The following is a 16,625-nucleotide window of genomic DNA, read 5'->3' as shown; positions in this document are numbered from 1 at the left end:
CGATCCCGCGCGGTCGTCACGAACGATCGCGGCGGCAAGCGGATATCGATCGTCCCGCCGACCTGGCGAGGCGGCAACGATTTTCGGGCCGATTCCGTAGGGTTGGCCGCGTGACCCGCGGCAGTGTCGAAACTTCCCTGGCGGAGCTGGCGTCGCGTATCAGGCAGCGCGCGGATGGACAGGCCGGTCGGTTCGTCCTGGGGATCGCCGGACCACCAGGTGCCGGAAAATCCACCCTCGCACGCGGTGTCCGCGATGAATTGAATCTGGCCGCGGGGACCGCCATCGCGGAGGTCGCGCCGATGGACGGATTCCACCTCACCAATGCGCAATTGCGGGCGCTCGGCGAACTCGCGCGCAAGGGCGAACCGGACACCTTCGATGCCGCCGGATATGTGGACCGGCTCCGCGAACTACGCGAAACCCCACTCGGACAACCGGTTCCGTGGCCCACCTACGATCGCGAGATCCACGAACCGGTACCCGGCGGGGTGATCTTCGACCGGCAGCGCATCATCGTCACCGAGGGCAATTACCTGCTGCTCGACGATCACGGCGCACCCGGCTGGTCCGCCGTGCGGCCCCTGCTCGACGCCACCTGGTACCTCGACGTCCCGCGCCCGGTCATCGAACAGCGCCTGGTGCGCAGGCATATTCGCGGCGGCCGCAGTCCCGAGGCCGCGCGCACCAAGGTCGCCGAGAGTGATCTGCTCAATGCCCGCCTGGTCGAGGGCACCCGGCCCAGCGCCGATCTGGTGCTGCGCAAATTCGGCCGCGCCTACCGCATCGTCTGAGCCATCCAGGCCCGCGTGCCGACCGAGACGCAGGACCGCGAGGCGACCTCGGCCGCATGCGCGAGCGCGATCGGGAACGATTCACCGAGCGTGTGGAAATGGCAGAACGCGCCGTGCAGGATATCGCCCGCGCCGAGCGTATCCACGGCATGCGTTGCGCCGATGGGGATTTCGCCGCGCTCCCCGGGCATGGAGTAGGCGATGGGATCCGCGCCGTGCGTGAGGGCCACCCACGCCGGACCCAGCGCGTGCAGCCGCTCGAAGAGCTCCGCGGGCGCACCTGGTGACACACCGGGCGGGGTGAAGGCCGCCGAACAGATGGCGATATCGATCAGCGGCAGCAGTTCGGTATGCACCGGCCGCCAGCGGCCCGCGTCCAGCACCACCGGGATGCCCCGCTCGCGCGCGGCCGCCGCGATCCGCAGCGACGGTTCGGCGTAATGCCCGTCCACCAGCACCACCGCCACCCCGTAAAGATGCTCGGCGGCCTCGCCGTCGAACGGCGCGTGCACGCGGGAACCGTCCAGCGACACGATGGTTCGCGTCGCCGACCCGGTCGCCACGATGATCGAGGACACCGGCGGCTGCTGTGCACTGTCCGGCGTCAGATCGGTGACGCCTACGCCGTGCTCCTGCAGATCGCCCCGGATGAGTTCCGCCAGTGGATGTTTGCCCAGCGCCGTGACCAGCGTCGGCACCCGCCCGGACAGGTGCGCGTAGGCGACCGCGGCATTGGCGGCCGGACCGCCCGCGCCCAGGAACAACTCATCGGCCTGCGTCTTGCTGTCCTCGGCGGGGTACCGGTCCACCGCATACGCCAGGTCCAGCGTGGACAGTCCGATGAATACCGCTCCGTTGTCGTCCATCAGGTGACGATACGGCGCTACCGTGGTGGAAACGGGGAGGTAAGGCAGGCAATGGAATTGACCAAGGGCGCGAACGCGCCGATCAACACCGACGAGGTGGTCGTCGAGGTCAGCGCGGCCACCGCGGTGGATGTGGCGGCCCTGCTGCTCACCACCACCGGCAAGGTCCGGTCCGACAGCGATTTCATCTTCTACAACCAGCCGGTCGGGCCCGGCGTCACCGCGCAGCCGCCCAACCGCATTCGCGTCACCACCCGGCTGGTACCCGCCGAGATCGACCGGATCGTGGTCACCGCCAGCCTGGACGGCTCCGGACCGCCGAACTGGGGCCGCGCCGGACGGCTCACCATCACCGTCGCCGATCCCGCCGGGCGCAGCACCCTGGCGAGCTTCACACCCACCGATCTGAGCACCGAGACAGCACTCATCGGCGTGGAAATCTATCGGCGACAAGGTGGTTGGAAGGTGCGCGCCGTCGGCCAGGGCTACGCCAACGGACTCGCCGGAATCGCCACCGATTTCGGCATCACCGTCGATGACGCTCCCGCCGCGCAGCAGGGGTACACACCGCCACCGGTCAACTACCCGCCGCCCGCACCGACGACGGTGAATTACCCGCCGCCGGCGCCGAACTATCCGCCGCCGTCGTATTACCCACCGCCGCAGCAGAATCCGTATCCGGCACCGCCGCCGTACCAGCAGGGTGCGCCGCAGCAGCCGTACGCGCCGCAGCCACAGTCCTTCGCACCCCCGCCGCAGCCCAGGTTCGGCGAGGCGACCGTCAGCCTGGACAAGGGCCGAGTCTCGTTGAGCAAGAACGAGACCGTATCGCTCACCAAGACCGGCGCGCCCTCACTCACCCGGGTGAAAATGGCGCTCGGCTGGGATCCGGCCAAGCGCGGCAAGGATATCGACCTCGATGCCTCGGTGGTCGCCTACAACCGGCAGGCCAAGGAATTGGGCAAGGTCTGGTTCGTGAAGCTGTCCGCGTTCAAGGGCGCGATAAAGCATTCCGGCGACAATCTCACCGGTGCGGGCGAGGGCGACGACGAGGTGATCACGGTCGATCTGCCCGCCCTGCCCGCCGATGTGTACGCGCTGCTCTTCACCGTGAATTCCTACTCGGGCCAGAAATTCGACGAAATCGCCCGGGCCTTCTGCCGTTTGGTCGACGATTATTCCGGCGCGGAACTGGTGCGTTTCGAACTGTCCCGCGGTGATCGCCGCACCGGACTTTTCATGTGCATGCTGACCCGCGCACCGCACGGCTGGAATATGACCGCCCTGGGCGAATACGGCGACGGTGCGACGGTTTCCAAGATGATCGATCCCGGAAAGCGTTTCGTACTGGCCACCGTGCACTGATCACGATCGGAAAACGAAACGGGTTGCGGCCGAATTGCTCTCGGCCACAACCCGTTTCGGTTCGACGAAAACTACCCGCGCACCCGCGACTCGTACGCCTTGCGCGCGGCGGAATCGACATCGTCCAGGAACGCGCTCTGCGCACCCAGCGCCCGTCCGAGCCAATCGCCCAGCGCCTCCGGCAGCAGGCCGACCACCTGCGAGATGGCCCCCGCCACCGTGGTCACCCGCACCTTGGACTTCGGCGCCACGATCAACCGGGTGATGGCGTCCGCGATCTCCTCCGGCTCGGCCGGACGCAACAGCTTGGGCGTCGAAACCCCGGACCCCAGTTCGGTTTTGGTGAGCGTCGGCAGCACCGACGAGAACCGCACCCCGGTGCCCCGGTACTCCTCGCGCAGCGTATCGGTGAACCCGAGCACCGCGTGCTTGCTCGCGTTGTAGGTGGCCAGACCCGGAATATGGGTCTCCCCGGCCAGCGAAGCGATATTGATGACGTGCCCCTTACCGCGCGGCAGCATGCGCGCCACCGCCAGCTTGGAACCCAGGATCACGCCGTACACATTGATGTCCAGAATCCGGCGCGTGATCGCGTCCGGCTCGTCCACCAACCGCCCGGCGGGCATGATCCCGGCATTGTTGATCAGCACGTCGATCGGCCCGAGCTGCTGTTCGACCTCGTCGAGGAAGCTCTCGAAGGACTGCTGATCGGTGACGTCCAGCCGCCCGTACACCTCGAAACCCTTCGCGGTGCCGGACTCCTTGACGCTCACCTCGTCGATATCGCCGATGGCGATCTTCGCACCGAGCGCCCGCAGTGCCGTCGCGGTGGCCAGCCCGATACCGCGCGCACCACCGGTGATCACCACGACCTTGCCGGAGATCCCACTGAAGTCGGTCACTTGCCGGTTCCCTTCGCGGTGTCGAACACGGCCTGCACGCTCAACCGGCGCAGCCCGCGCGCACCCGCGGCCCGCATGGCGGCCAGCGAGAAAGCCAGCTTCGTCGGCGAATACGGGAACCACAGCAGCTCTTTGGTCTGCGTCGGCAGGATCGGCTTGGTGATGGCCTGCTGCCGGCAGTACTTGCGCACCCCGTTCGCACCGCCCCAGCGCGCACCCACCCCGGACAGACCCCAGCCGCCCATGGGCAGCGCGAAGCTGAACATGTTCGCGAACACGTCGTTGATATTGACCGCGCCCGCATTCAACTGGCGCGCAATGCGTTCCGCGCGATCCTTGTCACCGCTCCACACCGACGCGGACAGGCCGTAGATCGAATCATTGGCCAGCCGAACGGCTTCCGCCTCATCGGCCACCTTCATCACCGGCACCGTCGGGCCGAAGGTCTCCTCGGTCATACAGCTCATGGAGTGATCGACATCGGCCAGCACGGTCGGCTCGAACAGCGTGCCGACACCGGTGCGCTTACCGCCGGTGAGCACCCGCGCGCCCGCCTTCACGGCCTCGTCGACATGGCGCTGCACGATCCCGGCCTGCGCCTCGTTGGCCAGCGCGCCCATGTCGTACTTGGGTTCGCGGCCGTCCACACCCTGGCGGACCTCCTTGACGGCGGCCGTCAGCTTCTTCAGGAATTCGTCGTAGACCGGCGCTTCCACATAGACGCGCTCGACCGAGATGCACACCTGCCCGGCGTTGAACAGGCCGCCGAAGGCGATACCGTGCGCGGCGCGATCCAGATCGGCGTCGGCGAGCACGATGGCCGGATCCTTACCGCCCAGCTCCAGGCTGTACGGGATCATCCGCTCGGTGCAGGCCGCGGCGATCTTGCGGCCGGTCGGGGTGGAACCGGTGAACTGCACGTAGTCGACGTGGCCGACCACGGCCGCACCCGTCTCGCCCGCACCGGTGACGATGTCGAGCACCGGCGGCGCACCGATCTCACGCCAGCCGCGCACCAGTGCGACCGCCGAAAGCGGGGTCACCTCGGACGGCTTCAGGATGACGGCGGCACCGGCGGCGAGCGCCGGGATCACATCGATCACCGGCATCGCGAGCGGGAAGTTCCACGGCGTGATCACCCCGACCACCGGATACGGCCGGAACACCCGGGTCAGCGATTTCACCCGGGCGAGCGGGCTGTGCGGTGAAGGGTGTTCGTCCGCAAGGAATTTCGCGGCCCGGCGGGCGTAGTACCCGGTCAGGTCGATGGAGAACGCGGGATCGATGAGCGCGTCGATGCGCGCCTTACCGGTCTCGGACTGCAAGGTATCGGCGAGCGCGTCGGTATTGTCGACCAGCCAGTCCTGCAGCTTGAGCAGCCATTCCTTACGCCCGTCCGCGCCGATGGCCTCCCATTCGGGCTGATGCAGGCGCAGCTCGGCCACCTTGGCCGCCACCGTCGCCGCCGAATCGATCGGCACCGTGCCCGCGACCTCGCCGGTGGCCGGATTGCGCACCTCGATCTCGGTCGGAATCACCTGCGCGGCAACCGGTTCCGGCGCGGCGGCGGCGACGGCCGCCGGCTCCACCGCGGCCACGGTCTCCGCCGGTGCGGCGGGCTCGGCCTTGGCGGCCGGTTTCGCGGCCGCCTTCTTGGCGGTGCCGTTGGCGGCGGCCTTACGAGGTGCGGTCTTGCGGGCGGAACCCGCGGCGGGCTCGGTATTGGTCACGATGTGCTCTCCCACGTGCGCTGCATTGCGAACCGGTTCGGCTCCGTGAGCTGTGTGCGACAGCTCACTGAACTATGATCGTGACACAATTTCGCCGGGACATTCTTGGCTTCTGGGCTCAAGGATTCCGGTCGTCTTTGTGCTCTGGAACCAAAGGGGAAGGTCCATCCGTGGCCATTATCGAGACCAGCGAGGCCACCCGGCAGTGGATCGCCGATTTCGTCGCGGAAAACCTGCGCACCGAGAACCTGGAACAGGTGCTCTCCCGGCTGGACAGCGCGATCATCGCCCGCGTCCCCGAACTCCGGGACCGGGATATGCGCCGCGATCTGTCCGCCAGCACCCGCGCGCACGCCTTCGAGGTGCTGAGCGGACTCACCCAGGACCGTTTCGACTATCCGGTGCCCGAACAGGCGCACGCCTTCGCCCGCACCGTCGCCCGGCGCGGCCACGATGTCCGACTGCTGCTGCGTGTCTACCACGTCGGACAGGAGGCGCTGCTCGACTACATGACCGAAATCGTCGGTCAGGGACAGCTGCCCCGGGAGATCGAAAGAGATGTCCTGCTAAGGCTTTTCGACCGTTCCACGCGCTGGATCAGCACCTCGGTCGAGGCGCTCACCGACACCTACACCCTCGAACGCGAGAGCGGCCTGCGCGCCGCCCTGAATCAGCGCGCCGAAATCGTGCGCGCCCTGCTCGACGGCGGCGACCTCGATATCGAACTCGCCTCCGCCCGCCTGGGCTACCGGCTCGCACAACGCCATCTGGCGCTGGTGCTGTGGACCGATGAGGACACCACGCTGACCCCGCCCGACGGCTCGGACGATATCGCCGGACTGCTGGACCGCGTCGCCGCCCGCTGCGCCAGCGCCCTCGGCAACGGCAGCGTCCTGACCGTCCCCTCCGGGGCCTCGGCGCTGTGGGCGTGGATCGGCCTGGACGATGAGCTCCCGGACCCCGCACAGGCCAGCTGGCCCGTCGAAACACCCGTCCGAGTGGCCGCCGGGGTGCCCGCCGCGGGGGTCGCCGGATTCCGCGGCGGGCACCGCGAGGCCATCGCCGCCCGGCAGGTCGCCGAACGCGCCCGGCCCGGCCTACCGGCCGTGGTGCGCTATCCCGAAGTCGAGGTGGCCTATCTGGCCGGAGCCGATGAGACCGCCATGCGGGCGCTCATCGAGCGGGAATTGGGCGCGCTCGCGGCACCCGACGCGCAATCGGCGCGGCTGCGCGAAACGCTGCACGCCTATTTACGCGCCCGCCGCAGTCCGGACGCGGCCGCGAAAATATTGGGCGTACACAAGAACACCGTGCGCTACCGAATTCAGCGCATAGAAGAACTACTCGATCACTCCATCGACCGGCGCGGCCCGCGCTTGGAGATCGCGCTGGACTGCGTGGCCGTCTACGGCGTCTGAATCGACGCCTTCCGCCCGCTCTAGCTCGCGTCCTCATCGCGGGCGGCGGCCTCACGAGCGGCGATCCGGCGCAGCGGGGGTTCATTGTCCGCCGCCACCGGCACCCGCCGGTCCGGCAGCTCGGCCAGCAGCTGCGTGGTGGCGGCCGCGATGGCCTCCACCGCCTTGTCCACGGCCGGTTTGGTAGCGGTCGTCAAGCCCGAGACGCCGCTGATCTTGCGGACGAATTGCTGCGCGGCCGCGTAGATTTCCTGGTCCGTCGCGGGGGGCTCCAGCCCGCGCAGGATGGTGATATTTCTACACATGCCCGAGAGAGTAATGCCGGAATTAGCCGCATGACAGGTGAAGAAACCGGGGCTTGCGCCCGAATCACACTCCGACGGGCTCGAGAAAGCCGCCACACGCGATCGGCGAATACTCGGCCACTCTCAGAGTGATGAAGCAGAATCGTTGGCATGCCCGCCCGCGACGTGCCAACGCTGACGACTTTCCCCTACCCGGAGCTCGACCAGCGCGAGGAAGACCACTGGTCCGGCGCACAGGTCTCCGACGACGAACTTCGCGCTCTGGCGCTCGGCGGTTTCTACTCCGCTCGCTGGGATGCCTTCCACGACGCACTGCTGCTCGGACCCGAACGCGAGCATCCGCTCGGCGACCGCCGGGAACTCGCCATCGACACCCTCACCGGAGCGTGGGGCATCACCGATGGCACCGAGGCCATGGCATCCATGGAGCAACTTCTGGAAGGCATGCATTCACCGCTCTACGCGCTCGTGCATCCACTGGTGATGGCGGGTATCAATTCCCCCGAACGCGATCGCTTCGGCGAGCGGGCGGACCGGCATCGCGCCTTCCTGCGCCAGGTCGGTTCGTTCCGCGGGATGGAGAATCCCGAAGCGCTGGTGCGTGATTACGACATCTGGTCCCAGGCCATCAAACTCGGGCTGACCGAACATCTGGTGCGCCCGCTGCCCACCGATATCCAGGCGTGGGATCTGGCCCGCGTGGTCGCGGTCAGCCGGATGGCGTACACCGCAGGCTATTTCGAGGCCGATGTGGCGTGGGATTACCTCATGCGCGCGCTGCCGCTGGCCCAGCGCAAATACCGCAACTGGCGGCAATTCGGCGATGCCTATCTGGCGGGCTGGACCTACTGGCAGGCGTGCGAGGATCTCGCCGAACTCAAATCCGGCGGGGTGGACCGGCGTATGGAACTGCTGCGCCTGTGGATGCGCCCGACCAGCCCGTGGCGGCGCATCGAACTCCAGCCCGAGACCGAGCCCGAACAGCCTGAGGATTAACGACATTCGGCAGTGGTGCCGAATCCCGGCACCCCGCTGGGGTTCGGGGGTCCCGGGGTCGCGGCCCCGGAACCCCTCAGTCGGGCAGGGACCGCAGGATTCCGCGGCCGTAACGCTGGAATTGCGCGTCGTCGACCATGGCCAGGGAGTGGCGCTCCACCAGCAACTCCCATTCGGAGTAGAGCTTGTGCACGCCCGGATCGGCGGGACCGGCTGCCCCGTCGGCGGATTCCCGTTGAATCGCGAAATTCAGTGCGCCGGTGACCCTTTCGGTATCGGCGCGATCGGTCCCGGTGAAATGCCAGGACAGATTGCCGTCGTTCACCTCGACGCCGTACTCGCCCGGCGCGGTGCCGGAGCCCGCGGCGTCATCGGTGGTGCGCGCCCACAGCAGGGCCGCGATGGGTAGCTCGTGCGCGAACCGCTTACCGGCGCCGAGCGAGACGAAGATCAGCCGGGTGGTGCTGACCGCAAGCAGCCCAGCGCCTTTCGCGGCGGGCGGCTGCGCGTTCACGATCGCGGCCTCGAGCAGATATTCGTCGGCGGTGACATAGCGGTGCAGCGCCGCGACGGCCGGTTTGGCATCGCGCTTGGGCGCCATCCGGCGCACCGCGCGATCCACATCGGCGCGGGCGGGACCGGTACGGCCCCAGGACGGTGCGGGCGGATTCAGGTCGGGGGAAGCCACATCCAGACGCTGGGTGGCCAGGATCTGATTGTTGATCCGCTCGACGATGACGGTGGCCGCGGGCACATCGTGTTCGGCGATGAGCACCGGCAGGGGAGTGCGGTCGGCGGGCACGCCGGTGAGCACGGGGGTGGGATAGCGGAGATAGATCTCGATGACGACGGCGTCATCCGCGCGCCGGTTCAACCGCACCTTGAGGAGTTCGGCGACCGGTACGTCGAGCACGCGCTCGCCGTCCGTTCCCGGCCGCAGCACCGTCAGTCGCCCGTTGCCGTGCCGCACAATCGCTGTGGGTGTCCGTAGCTCGACTATGTCCATACCCCCTGCGCTCTGTTGTGTCGTCGCTCACGATGGGACGACCATGCCATCATTGTGACCACTCGGTCCGACACCAGGGGGTGACCGTCCCGACGTGTTGCCGCAGATGGTCGGGGAACCACCCGCGTTCTTTAGCCGTTTACCTGTTGAACTGCATTAGCTGCCGAACTGCGCGATGTAACGACTCGACCCTACGGGGTAACGTGGCATGTCCGCATCCGTTCGCTGGAACGGGCGCGCCACAAGCATCGCAGGCAAACCGGATACACCCCCCGGAAAGGACTGGCCGCCGGCCGACGCTCTATGACCCGCAAGAATGTGTTCCGCAACCTGGCCATAGTCGCGGGCTTCCTGCTCGTGATCTATCTGGTCAGCATCTTCAGTGATGACACGCGCGGCTGGCAGAAGGTCGACACGTCGGTGGCGCTTTCCCAGCTGCAGAACAAAGACAATGTCGACAACGTTCAGATCGACGACAAAGAACAGCAGCTGCGCATCACGCTGAAGAACGGCAATGATGCGACCAGTGGCGAGAAGAAGATCATCGCCAAGTATCCGGGCGGCGGTGAGATCTCTCAGCAGATCTTCCAGGCCGCGCAGAATTCCGGCGCCAAGGTCAACACCTCGGTGAAACAGGATTCCTGGCTCAGCCAGATCCTGCTCTTCATGCTGCCCATGGTGATTCTGCTGGGCCTGTTCATCTTCGTGATGTCCCGCATGCAGGGCGGTGGCCGCGGCGGCATGATGGGCTTCGGCAAATCCAAGGCCAAACAGCTGTCGAAGGATATGCCCAAGACCACCTTCGCAGATGTGGCCGGCGCCGATGAGGCCGTCGAAGAGCTGTACGAGATCAAGGACTTCCTGCAGAGCCCGGCCCGCTATCAGGCCCTCGGCGCGAAGATCCCCAAGGGCGTGCTGCTGTACGGCCCGCCCGGTACCGGTAAGACGCTGCTGGCCCGTGCGGTCGCGGGTGAGGCGGGCGTCCCGTTCTTCACCATCTCCGGTTCGGACTTCGTGGAGATGTTCGTCGGTGTCGGTGCCTCCCGCGTGCGTGATCTGTTCGATCAGGCCAAGCAGAACAGCCCCTGCATCATCTTCGTCGACGAGATCGACGCGGTCGGCCGCCAGCGCGGCGCCGGCCTCGGCGGTGGCCACGACGAGCGTGAGCAGACGCTGAATCAGCTGCTGGTGGAGATGGACGGTTTCGGTGAGCGCACCGGCGTCATCATCATCGCGGCCACCAACCGTCCGGACATCCTGGATCCGGCGCTGTTGCGCCCGGGCCGTTTCGACCGGCAGATCCCGGTGAGCAATCCGGATCTGGCGGGTCGCCGCGAGATCCTGCGGGTGCACTCGCAGGGCAAGCCGATCGCGACCGACGCCGACCTCGAGGGTCTGGCCAAGCGCACCGTCGGCATGTCCGGCGCGGACCTGGCCAACGTGATCAACGAGGCCGCACTGCTCACCGCGCGTGAGAACGGCACCGTGATTACCGGTGCGTCCCTTGAAGAGTCGGTGGATCGCGTGATCGGCGGCCCGCGCCGCAAGTCCCGCATCATCAGCGAGCACGAGAAGAAGATCACCGCCTACCACGAGGCCGGGCACACCCTGGCCGCGTGGGCGATGCCGGATATCGAGCCCGTCTACAAGGTCACCATCCTGGCCCGCGGCCGCACCGGCGGCCATGCCATGACGGTGCCCGAGGACGACAAGGGCCTGATGACCCGGTCGGAGATGATCGCCCGCCTGGTGATGGCCATGGGTGGTCGCGCGGCCGAGGAACTGGTGTTCCACGAGCCGACCACCGGCGCCTCCTCCGATATCGACCAGGCCACCAAGATCGCCCGTGCCATGGTCACCGAATACGGCATGAGCGCCCGCCTGGGTGCGGTCCGCTACGGCCAGGAGCAGGGCGACCCGTTCCTGGGTCGTTCGATGGGCACCGCATCGGATTATTCGCACGAGGTCGCCCGCGAGATCGACGAGGAGGTGCGCAATCTCATCGAGGCCGCGCACACCGAGGCGTGGGCCGTGCTCAACGACTACCGCGACGAGCTGGACGCCCTGGCGACCGCGCTGCTGGAGCGGGAGACGCTGCACCGCAAGGATCTCGAGGTCGTGCTCGCCACCATTGAAAAGCGGCCGCGCATAACCGCTTTCAATGATTTCGGCGGTCGCACCCCGTCCGATCGCCCGCCGGTGAAGACCCCGCGCGAGCTGGCCACCGAGCGCGGCGAGCCGTGGCCGGAGGAGCCGGTGCGCCCGGTCGTTCCGGTCGGGCAGCCCGCCAACGGCTATCCGGCGGCGGATCCGGCCTACCCGGGCGGACAGCAGTACGGCGGTTATCCCGCACCCGCTCCGGCCGGTTATCCGCTGCCGCAGCCGGGCGGATATCCGCCGCGGCCCGCGGGCACGCACGGTTCACGTCCGGATTACGGCGCTCCCGCCGGATGGTCGGCCCCGGGCTGGCCGCCGCAGGAGGATCAGCCGCAGACGCAGCCGCCACCGCGGCAGGCGTACGGCGGCTGGGCGCCCGCGGGTGGTCAGCGGTACACGCCGCAGCCCCCGCAGCAGCCGGACTACGGGCAACAGCAGCCGGAGGGCCAGCAGCCGCCCGCCGGTGAGGACAACAGTGAGTGGGACGGACCGAACGGTCGCCGCTGACCGAGCCCCGGATAGGCTCATCTGGTTCGCGGCCCGGTTCGGGTCCGGTCCGGTAGGTGCGGGCCCGCGCGACGGGCGGTGACGTACCGCGCGCGGGTGGGTGCATCGACCGCATCGCGTGCGGGTGCACCGCTCGCGGCGGGCGCCACGCCTGGTGACCGGACCCGTACCGGGGGCAGCCGCGTACGCCGCACCCAATTTCCACGTGCGGCAGTTCTCTACAGGAGGTGTCGATTGTCGGCCAACAACCGTGTCGTCTCCGGTCCGATCGCGCTCGACACCGGTCGGCCGTTCGATCAGGACCGCGCAGAGGCCGCCGTTCGCGAATTGCTGCTCGCGGTCGGTGAGAATCCGGATCGTCCCGGTCTCGCCGATACCCCGGCTCGCGTCGCCAGGGCATACAAGGAAATGTTCGCCGGGCTCTACACCGAGCCGGACAAGGTGCTGGACACCACGTTCGACGAGGGGCATCAGGAATTGGTGCTGGTCCGCGATATCCCGATGTACTCGACCTGTGAACACCATCTGGTGGCGTTCCACGGTGTCGCGCACGTCGGTTATATCCCGGGCGCGCACGGTCGCGTGACGGGTTTGTCCAAACTGGCGCGCCTGGTGGATATGTACGCCAAGCGTCCGCAGGTGCAGGAGCGCCTCACCAGCCAGGTCGCCGACGCCCTCATGCGCAAGCTGGATCCGCGCGGCGCGATCGTGGTGGTCGAGGCCGAGCACCTGTGCATGGCGATGCGCGGTATCCGCAAGCCCGGCGCGAGCACCACCACCTCGGCGGTACGCGGCCTGCTGCAGACCAATGCGTCCTCGCGCGCCGAGGCCCTGGACCTCATTCTCCGGAAGTGAGCGCACCGACCATGACCGAAAGCGGTTCGCGGGGGACACAATTGGTGCTGCCTCGTGGGGGCCGCTCATGTGTCGTGATGGGCGTCGTTAACGTCACCGCGGATTCGTTCTCGGACGGCGGCAAGTTCCTGGATGTGGGTGCGGCCGTCGCGCACGGGTGGCGGCTGTACGAGCAGGGCGCGGACATCATCGATATCGGTGGTGAGTCGACCCGTCCCGGCGCGCACCGGGTCTCCCCGGAGACCGAGGCCGCACGCGTCGTCCCGGTGATCCGGGAGCTGGTATCGCTGGGCGTTCCGACCAGCGTGGACACCATGCGCGCGCGGGTGGCCGAGGCCGCCATCGAGGCCGGTGCGTCGGTGGTCAATGACGTCTCCGGCGGTCGCTCCGATACCGATATGGCGAAAGTCGTTGCGGCGGCCGGTGTTCCGTGGATCCTCATGCATTGGCGCGCGGGTGCGAACTATGAGCACACGGGTCCGGCCGAGCATTACGGCGATGTGGTCGCCGAGGTGCTCGCGGAATTGCGCGATCAGGTCGATATGGCCGTCGCCGCCGGTGTCGATCCGGGCCGCCTGGTGCTGGATCCGGGTCTGGGTTTCGCCAAGAACGCGGACCACAATTGGGAATTGCTCGGTGCGCTACCGGAATTCGTGGCGATCGGGCTGCCGATTCTGATCGGCGCCTCCCGTAAGCGTTTTCTTGGTTCGCTGCTGGCCGATGCCGATATCGCGCGTCCCCCCGCCGGTCGCGAAACCGCGACCGCCACCATTTCCGCCCTGACCGCCGAGCACGGCGGCTGGGGTGTGCGCGTACACGATGTGCGCGCCTCGCTGGACGCCATCGCGGTCACCGATGCCTGGCGCAATGCCCGGCGGGCCCGCTCCGGCGGTGTCGTCGACAGGTGGACTTGGACACAGGGAGAACAACTTTGAGCACCGACCGCATCGAATTGCGCGGCCTGCGCGTCTTCGGCCATCACGGCGTCTTCGATTACGAGAAGCGGGACGGCCAGGATTTCGTGGTGGATCTGACCGTGTGGACCGATTTCGCGGCCGCGGCCAAATCCGACGATATCGCCGACACCATCCACTACGGCGAGCTGGCCGATCTGGCGGTGCGGATCGTGGCGGGCGAACCGCGCGATCTGGTCGAGACGGTGGTGTCCGAATTGGCCGACGCGGTGATGGCCGATACGCGAATTCGCGAGGTCGAGGTGGTGTTGCACAAGCCCTCCGCGCCGATTCCGCATAGCTTCGAAGATGTCCGGGTCGTCACGTCCCGTCGGCGCGAACCGGAGGAGGCGTAGCGGTGAGCCGGGTAGTGCTGTCGATCGGATCGAACCTGGGTGATCGGCTGGCGCACCTGCGCGGCGTGATCGAGGCGCTGCGCCCGCGCCTGCTGGCGGTGTCCTCGGTGTACTCCACACCGCCGTGGGGCGGTGTGCCGCAACAGGATTACCTGAACGCGGTGCTGGTGGCCGAGGATCCGGATCTGGAGCCCTCGGATTGGCTGCGGGTGGGTCAGGAGTTGGAGCAGGCCGCCGAGCGGGTGCGCGAGGTGCGCTGGGGCGCACGCACGCTGGATGTGGATATCGTGTGGGCCGCGCAGCGCCGCCGGGACGGTGAGGTGCCCTGCCGCAGTGCCGATCCGACCCTGACGCTGCCGCATCCGCAGGCGCACAATCGGGCTTTCGTGCTGGTGCCGTGGCTGGAGGTGGAGCCCGAGGCCGCGCTGGAGGTGAGCGCCGGTGCGCCGCGATCGCTCCGGGATCTCCTCGATGCCCTGGACGCCACCGAGATCGAGGGTGTGCGCCGCACCGAATTGGCACTGGGATGGCCGGTGTGAAGCCGACTCGCGTCCTCGATCTGTGCATGAATGTGGCGCTGGCGGCGGTGGTCGCCTGGATCGCCACCAATATCGCGTATTCGAGTTTCCCGCCCATCACGGTGTTCTCCGGGGCCTCGCTGCTGCCGGTGGCGGTGCTGGAGGTGGTGCTGGCGTTCGTGATTCGGGCCCGGGTGGAGAACCGGGGGATCGGCGACAGTCCCAGGCAGCTGCATCCGATCACCGCGGCGCGGGCGGTGGCGCTGGCGAAGGCGTCGGCTCAGGTGGGTTCGCTCGTCGGCGGTATCTGGCTGGGGTTCCTGATCTGGCTGCTGCCGCGGGGCTCGGATCTGCGGGCGGCCTCGGCGGACACCCCCGGTGCGGTGGTGGGGCTGGTGGCCGGGCTGCTGCTGGTCGCGGCGGCATTGTGGCTGGAATATTGCTGTCGAGCGCCGATTGATCCGCCCGATGAAGCGGCTACCTCGTAGCAAACATAAAGTCGACGATGATCGGCAAGGTTGAAGCCGGAGTGTCCAGTTCAAGCTATGTTGGTGGCTATGGTTTCACCCTCCCGGAGCAGTGCTTCCCGTCGACGACGTGAAGACGCGGGAAAATTCTTCACCGGTCTGCTGCTTCTCCTCGGTCTGGTTGCCAGTATTTTCCTGGTCTTCAGCGATAACGTCCACATGATCCGTGTGGGCCTGGTCGCGGCGCTGTGGGCGGCCGCCATCGGAGCCCTCGCCGCGACCCGTTATCGCAGGGAGTCGGCTACGGACCGGGCGAAAGTGGGTGACCTGCAAAAGGTCTACCAACTGCAGCTGGAGCGCGAGGTTGCTGCCCGCCGCGAATACGAGCTCGGCGTCGAGTCGCGAGTGCGTAAAGAGGTCGGCGCCGATGCCGAGGAAATGGCCGCATTGCGTGCCGAACTGACGGTATTGCGCGAGAGCCTGCAGCGTCTCTTCGACGGCGATCTGCCCGGTGAACGTCCCGCGCTGCGCGCCGATGCCGTTCGAGTGCAGGAATTGCCGGCCAGCAACGGCAATTCCGGGAATGGGTCGGCGAACGGTAACTGGGAGGACACCGACGCCTGGGATCCGTGGTCCGCACCGGTCGATCCGATCGAACAGGACCTCGGCAGCCGCATCACCCCGGTCTTCGACGCCGACCATCCCGAGCCGCCGGCCTTCGCCAGTCCCTTCGACGATCCGGTGACCGCGGAGACCTCCATCGTCACCGACAGCATCGACCGGCTGCGCGTGCCGCACCATCCGGCCGACCGCAACCGCGACTACGAGCCGCCGCACGATTTCGAGCACCTGCGCCCGTTCGAGGACGACTTCGCCGCCAAACCCGGTGCGCCGCAGGATGATTCCCGCGACGACGTGGATGCCGCGCGTGCGGCCGCCGACGCGCTCCGCTCGGGTTCTGGTGCGGCGCAGCCGATTCCGCACGCGAACAATGGCGCCGCCGCCGAGCGCAAGCACACCGAACCGCTCACCAGCCTGGAACGTGAAGGGCTCGAGCAGGTTCCGTGGTTCGAAACCGACCTGTCGGAGGCGGAGGGTGTGCCGCCACCCGTCACGGGCGGCGCCGCACAATCCGCCGCGCAGCCCGCGTCCGCGGATGGCGACCAGGCGCGGTCCGGTGCGAACGGCGAACAGCCCGCGGCCGAGCAGTCCGGGTCTAACGGCAATCCGCGACTGGCCCCGCCGACCGCGACCGCGCAGCCGATGGGCACCGCGAGTTCGCGTCGCCGCCGCCGCTCGGACGAGGACGCCGACGATGATTCGGGCCGTCGTCTGTCGGTCGCCGAGATCATGGCGAATCTGCGTTCCGAGGGTGGTCGGTAACCGCCTGTAAGACATCCCACAGTCGGTGGCCTCGCCGTATCGAGGCC

General features: G+C 67.8%; 16 protein-coding genes. 11 read left to right on the top strand and 5 right to left on the bottom strand.

What is annotated here, in order from left to right; genetic code table 11:
- The first annotated feature begins 110 nt into the window (after nucleotides 1-110).
- Nucleotides 111-794 carry a nucleoside/nucleotide kinase family protein gene (locus ACFVUS_RS19200; RefSeq protein ID WP_387767663.1) on the top strand — a complete coding sequence of 228 codons (684 nt, stop codon included), beginning with the start codon at nucleotides 111-113 and terminating at the stop codon, nucleotides 792-794.
- Here ACFVUS_RS19200 and ACFVUS_RS19195 read toward each other — a convergent pair.
- Entirely contained in the window at nucleotides 779-1,660 is an 882-nt protein-coding gene (locus ACFVUS_RS19195; RefSeq protein WP_387767660.1) for a PfkB family carbohydrate kinase, read from the bottom strand. The two genes, ACFVUS_RS19200 and ACFVUS_RS19195, sit on opposite strands and share 16 nt — an antisense overlap.
- A gap of 51 nt (nucleotides 1,661-1,711) precedes the next feature.
- Here ACFVUS_RS19195 and ACFVUS_RS19190 point away from each other — a divergent pair, with 51 nt between their 5' ends.
- Nucleotides 1,712-3,025 (top strand): TerD family protein, encoded by a 1,314-nt coding sequence (locus tag ACFVUS_RS19190; protein ID WP_387767657.1) that lies wholly within the window; start codon nucleotides 1,712-1,714, stop codon nucleotides 3,023-3,025.
- A gap of 71 nt (nucleotides 3,026-3,096) precedes the next feature.
- Here ACFVUS_RS19190 and ACFVUS_RS19185 read toward each other — a convergent pair whose 3' ends face one another.
- Together ACFVUS_RS19185 and ACFVUS_RS19180 are read right to left on the bottom strand one after the other, a co-directional pair.
- A complete protein-coding gene (locus ACFVUS_RS19185) occupies nucleotides 3,097-3,927 on the bottom strand; it encodes an SDR family oxidoreductase (RefSeq protein ID WP_387767654.1) in 831 nt (276 codons plus the stop codon).
- Nucleotides 3,924-5,465, bottom strand: coding sequence for an aldehyde dehydrogenase family protein (locus tag ACFVUS_RS19180; protein WP_387769996.1), 1,542 nt, complete (start codon nucleotides 5,463-5,465; stop codon nucleotides 3,924-3,926). The genes ACFVUS_RS19185 and ACFVUS_RS19180 overlap by 4 nt, the downstream gene beginning before the upstream one ends.
- 362 nt (nucleotides 5,466-5,827) lie before the next feature.
- On the opposite strand from ACFVUS_RS19180, the gene ACFVUS_RS19175 reads away from it, so the two are divergent.
- On the top strand, nucleotides 5,828-7,075 hold the full coding sequence (locus ACFVUS_RS19175) for a PucR family transcriptional regulator (protein ID WP_387767651.1): 1,248 nt from the start codon (nucleotides 5,828-5,830) through the stop codon (nucleotides 7,073-7,075).
- A gap of 20 nt (nucleotides 7,076-7,095) precedes the next feature.
- On the opposite strand, the gene ACFVUS_RS19170 is transcribed toward ACFVUS_RS19175, so the two are convergent.
- Nucleotides 7,096-7,380, bottom strand: a complete 285-nt coding sequence (locus tag ACFVUS_RS19170; protein WP_364637607.1) for a DUF2277 domain-containing protein — start codon at nucleotides 7,378-7,380, stop codon at nucleotides 7,096-7,098.
- A 150-nt stretch (nucleotides 7,381-7,530) separates the two neighbouring features.
- Between ACFVUS_RS19170 and ACFVUS_RS19165 the strand changes: the two genes are divergently transcribed.
- Complete coding sequence (locus ACFVUS_RS19165) at nucleotides 7,531-8,376, top strand: DUF1266 domain-containing protein (RefSeq protein ID WP_387767647.1); 846 nt, start codon at nucleotides 7,531-7,533, stop codon at nucleotides 8,374-8,376.
- 76 nt (nucleotides 8,377-8,452) lie between these two features.
- Here ACFVUS_RS19165 and ACFVUS_RS19160 read toward each other — a convergent pair whose 3' ends face one another.
- Nucleotides 8,453-9,382, bottom strand: a complete 930-nt coding sequence (locus ACFVUS_RS19160) for a hypothetical protein (protein ID WP_387767644.1) — start codon at nucleotides 9,380-9,382, stop codon at nucleotides 8,453-8,455.
- 303 nt (nucleotides 9,383-9,685) lie between these two features.
- Here ACFVUS_RS19160 and ftsH point away from each other — a divergent pair, with 303 nt between their 5' ends.
- From ftsH to ACFVUS_RS19125, 7 genes are all read left to right on the top strand, one after another.
- A complete protein-coding gene (ftsH, locus tag ACFVUS_RS19155; protein ID WP_387767641.1) occupies nucleotides 9,686-12,046 on the top strand; it encodes an ATP-dependent zinc metalloprotease FtsH in 2,361 nt (786 codons plus the stop codon).
- A 234-nt stretch (nucleotides 12,047-12,280) separates the two neighbouring features.
- Entirely contained in the window at nucleotides 12,281-12,901 is a 621-nt protein-coding gene (folE, locus tag ACFVUS_RS19150) for a GTP cyclohydrolase I FolE (RefSeq protein WP_375962315.1), read from the top strand.
- 77 nt (nucleotides 12,902-12,978) lie between these two features.
- Nucleotides 12,979-13,836: a dihydropteroate synthase gene (folP, locus tag ACFVUS_RS19145; RefSeq protein WP_387767637.1), complete on the top strand. Its 858-nt coding sequence runs from the start codon at nucleotides 12,979-12,981 to the stop codon at nucleotides 13,834-13,836.
- Nucleotides 13,833-14,210 carry a dihydroneopterin aldolase gene (gene folB / locus ACFVUS_RS19140; RefSeq protein ID WP_375962318.1) on the top strand — a complete coding sequence of 126 codons (378 nt, stop codon included), beginning with the start codon at nucleotides 13,833-13,835 and terminating at the stop codon, nucleotides 14,208-14,210. Before folP ends, folB begins: the two co-directional genes overlap by 4 nt.
- Nucleotides 14,211-14,212: 2 nt before the next feature.
- A complete protein-coding gene (gene folK, locus ACFVUS_RS19135; RefSeq protein WP_387767634.1) occupies nucleotides 14,213-14,749 on the top strand; it encodes a 2-amino-4-hydroxy-6-hydroxymethyldihydropteridine diphosphokinase in 537 nt (178 codons plus the stop codon).
- A complete protein-coding gene (locus ACFVUS_RS19130; RefSeq protein WP_387767631.1) occupies nucleotides 14,737-15,216 on the top strand; it encodes a DUF3180 domain-containing protein in 480 nt (159 codons plus the stop codon). Before folK ends, ACFVUS_RS19130 begins: the two co-directional genes overlap by 13 nt.
- A gap of 69 nt (nucleotides 15,217-15,285) precedes the next feature.
- A complete protein-coding gene (locus ACFVUS_RS19125) occupies nucleotides 15,286-16,578 on the top strand; it encodes a DUF6779 domain-containing protein (RefSeq protein WP_387767628.1) in 1,293 nt (430 codons plus the stop codon).
- Nucleotides 16,579-16,625: the final 47 nt, after the last annotated feature.

This window comes from Nocardia sp. NPDC058058 (genome assembly GCF_042885355.1).
Classification (GTDB): Bacteria; Actinomycetota; Actinomycetes; order Mycobacteriales; family Mycobacteriaceae; genus Nocardia.
Note: the sequence above shows the minus strand (reverse complement) of the source record. Positions and strands in the feature narration are given on the sequence as shown.

Coding starts and splice junctions, on each gene's coding strand:
- folP (WP_387767637.1), top strand. CDS start 12,979: ATGGGCGTCGTTAACGTCACCGCGGATTCGTTCTCGGACGGCGGCAAG.
- ACFVUS_RS19160 (WP_387767644.1), bottom strand. CDS start 9,382: ATGGACATAGTCGAGCTACGGACACCCACAGCGATTGTGCGGCACGGC.
- ACFVUS_RS19125 (WP_387767628.1), top strand. CDS start 15,286: ATGGTTTCACCCTCCCGGAGCAGTGCTTCCCGTCGACGACGTGAAGAC.
- ACFVUS_RS19195 (WP_387767660.1), bottom strand. CDS start 1,660: ATGGACGACAACGGAGCGGTATTCATCGGACTGTCCACGCTGGACCTG.
- ACFVUS_RS19130 (WP_387767631.1), top strand. CDS start 14,737: ATGGCCGGTGTGAAGCCGACTCGCGTCCTCGATCTGTGCATGAATGTG.
- ACFVUS_RS19170 (WP_364637607.1), bottom strand. CDS start 7,380: ATGTGTAGAAATATCACCATCCTGCGCGGGCTGGAGCCCCCCGCGACG.
- ftsH (WP_387767641.1), top strand. CDS start 9,686: ATGACCCGCAAGAATGTGTTCCGCAACCTGGCCATAGTCGCGGGCTTC.
- ACFVUS_RS19190 (WP_387767657.1), top strand. CDS start 1,712: ATGGAATTGACCAAGGGCGCGAACGCGCCGATCAACACCGACGAGGTG.
- ACFVUS_RS19165 (WP_387767647.1), top strand. CDS start 7,531: ATGCCCGCCCGCGACGTGCCAACGCTGACGACTTTCCCCTACCCGGAG.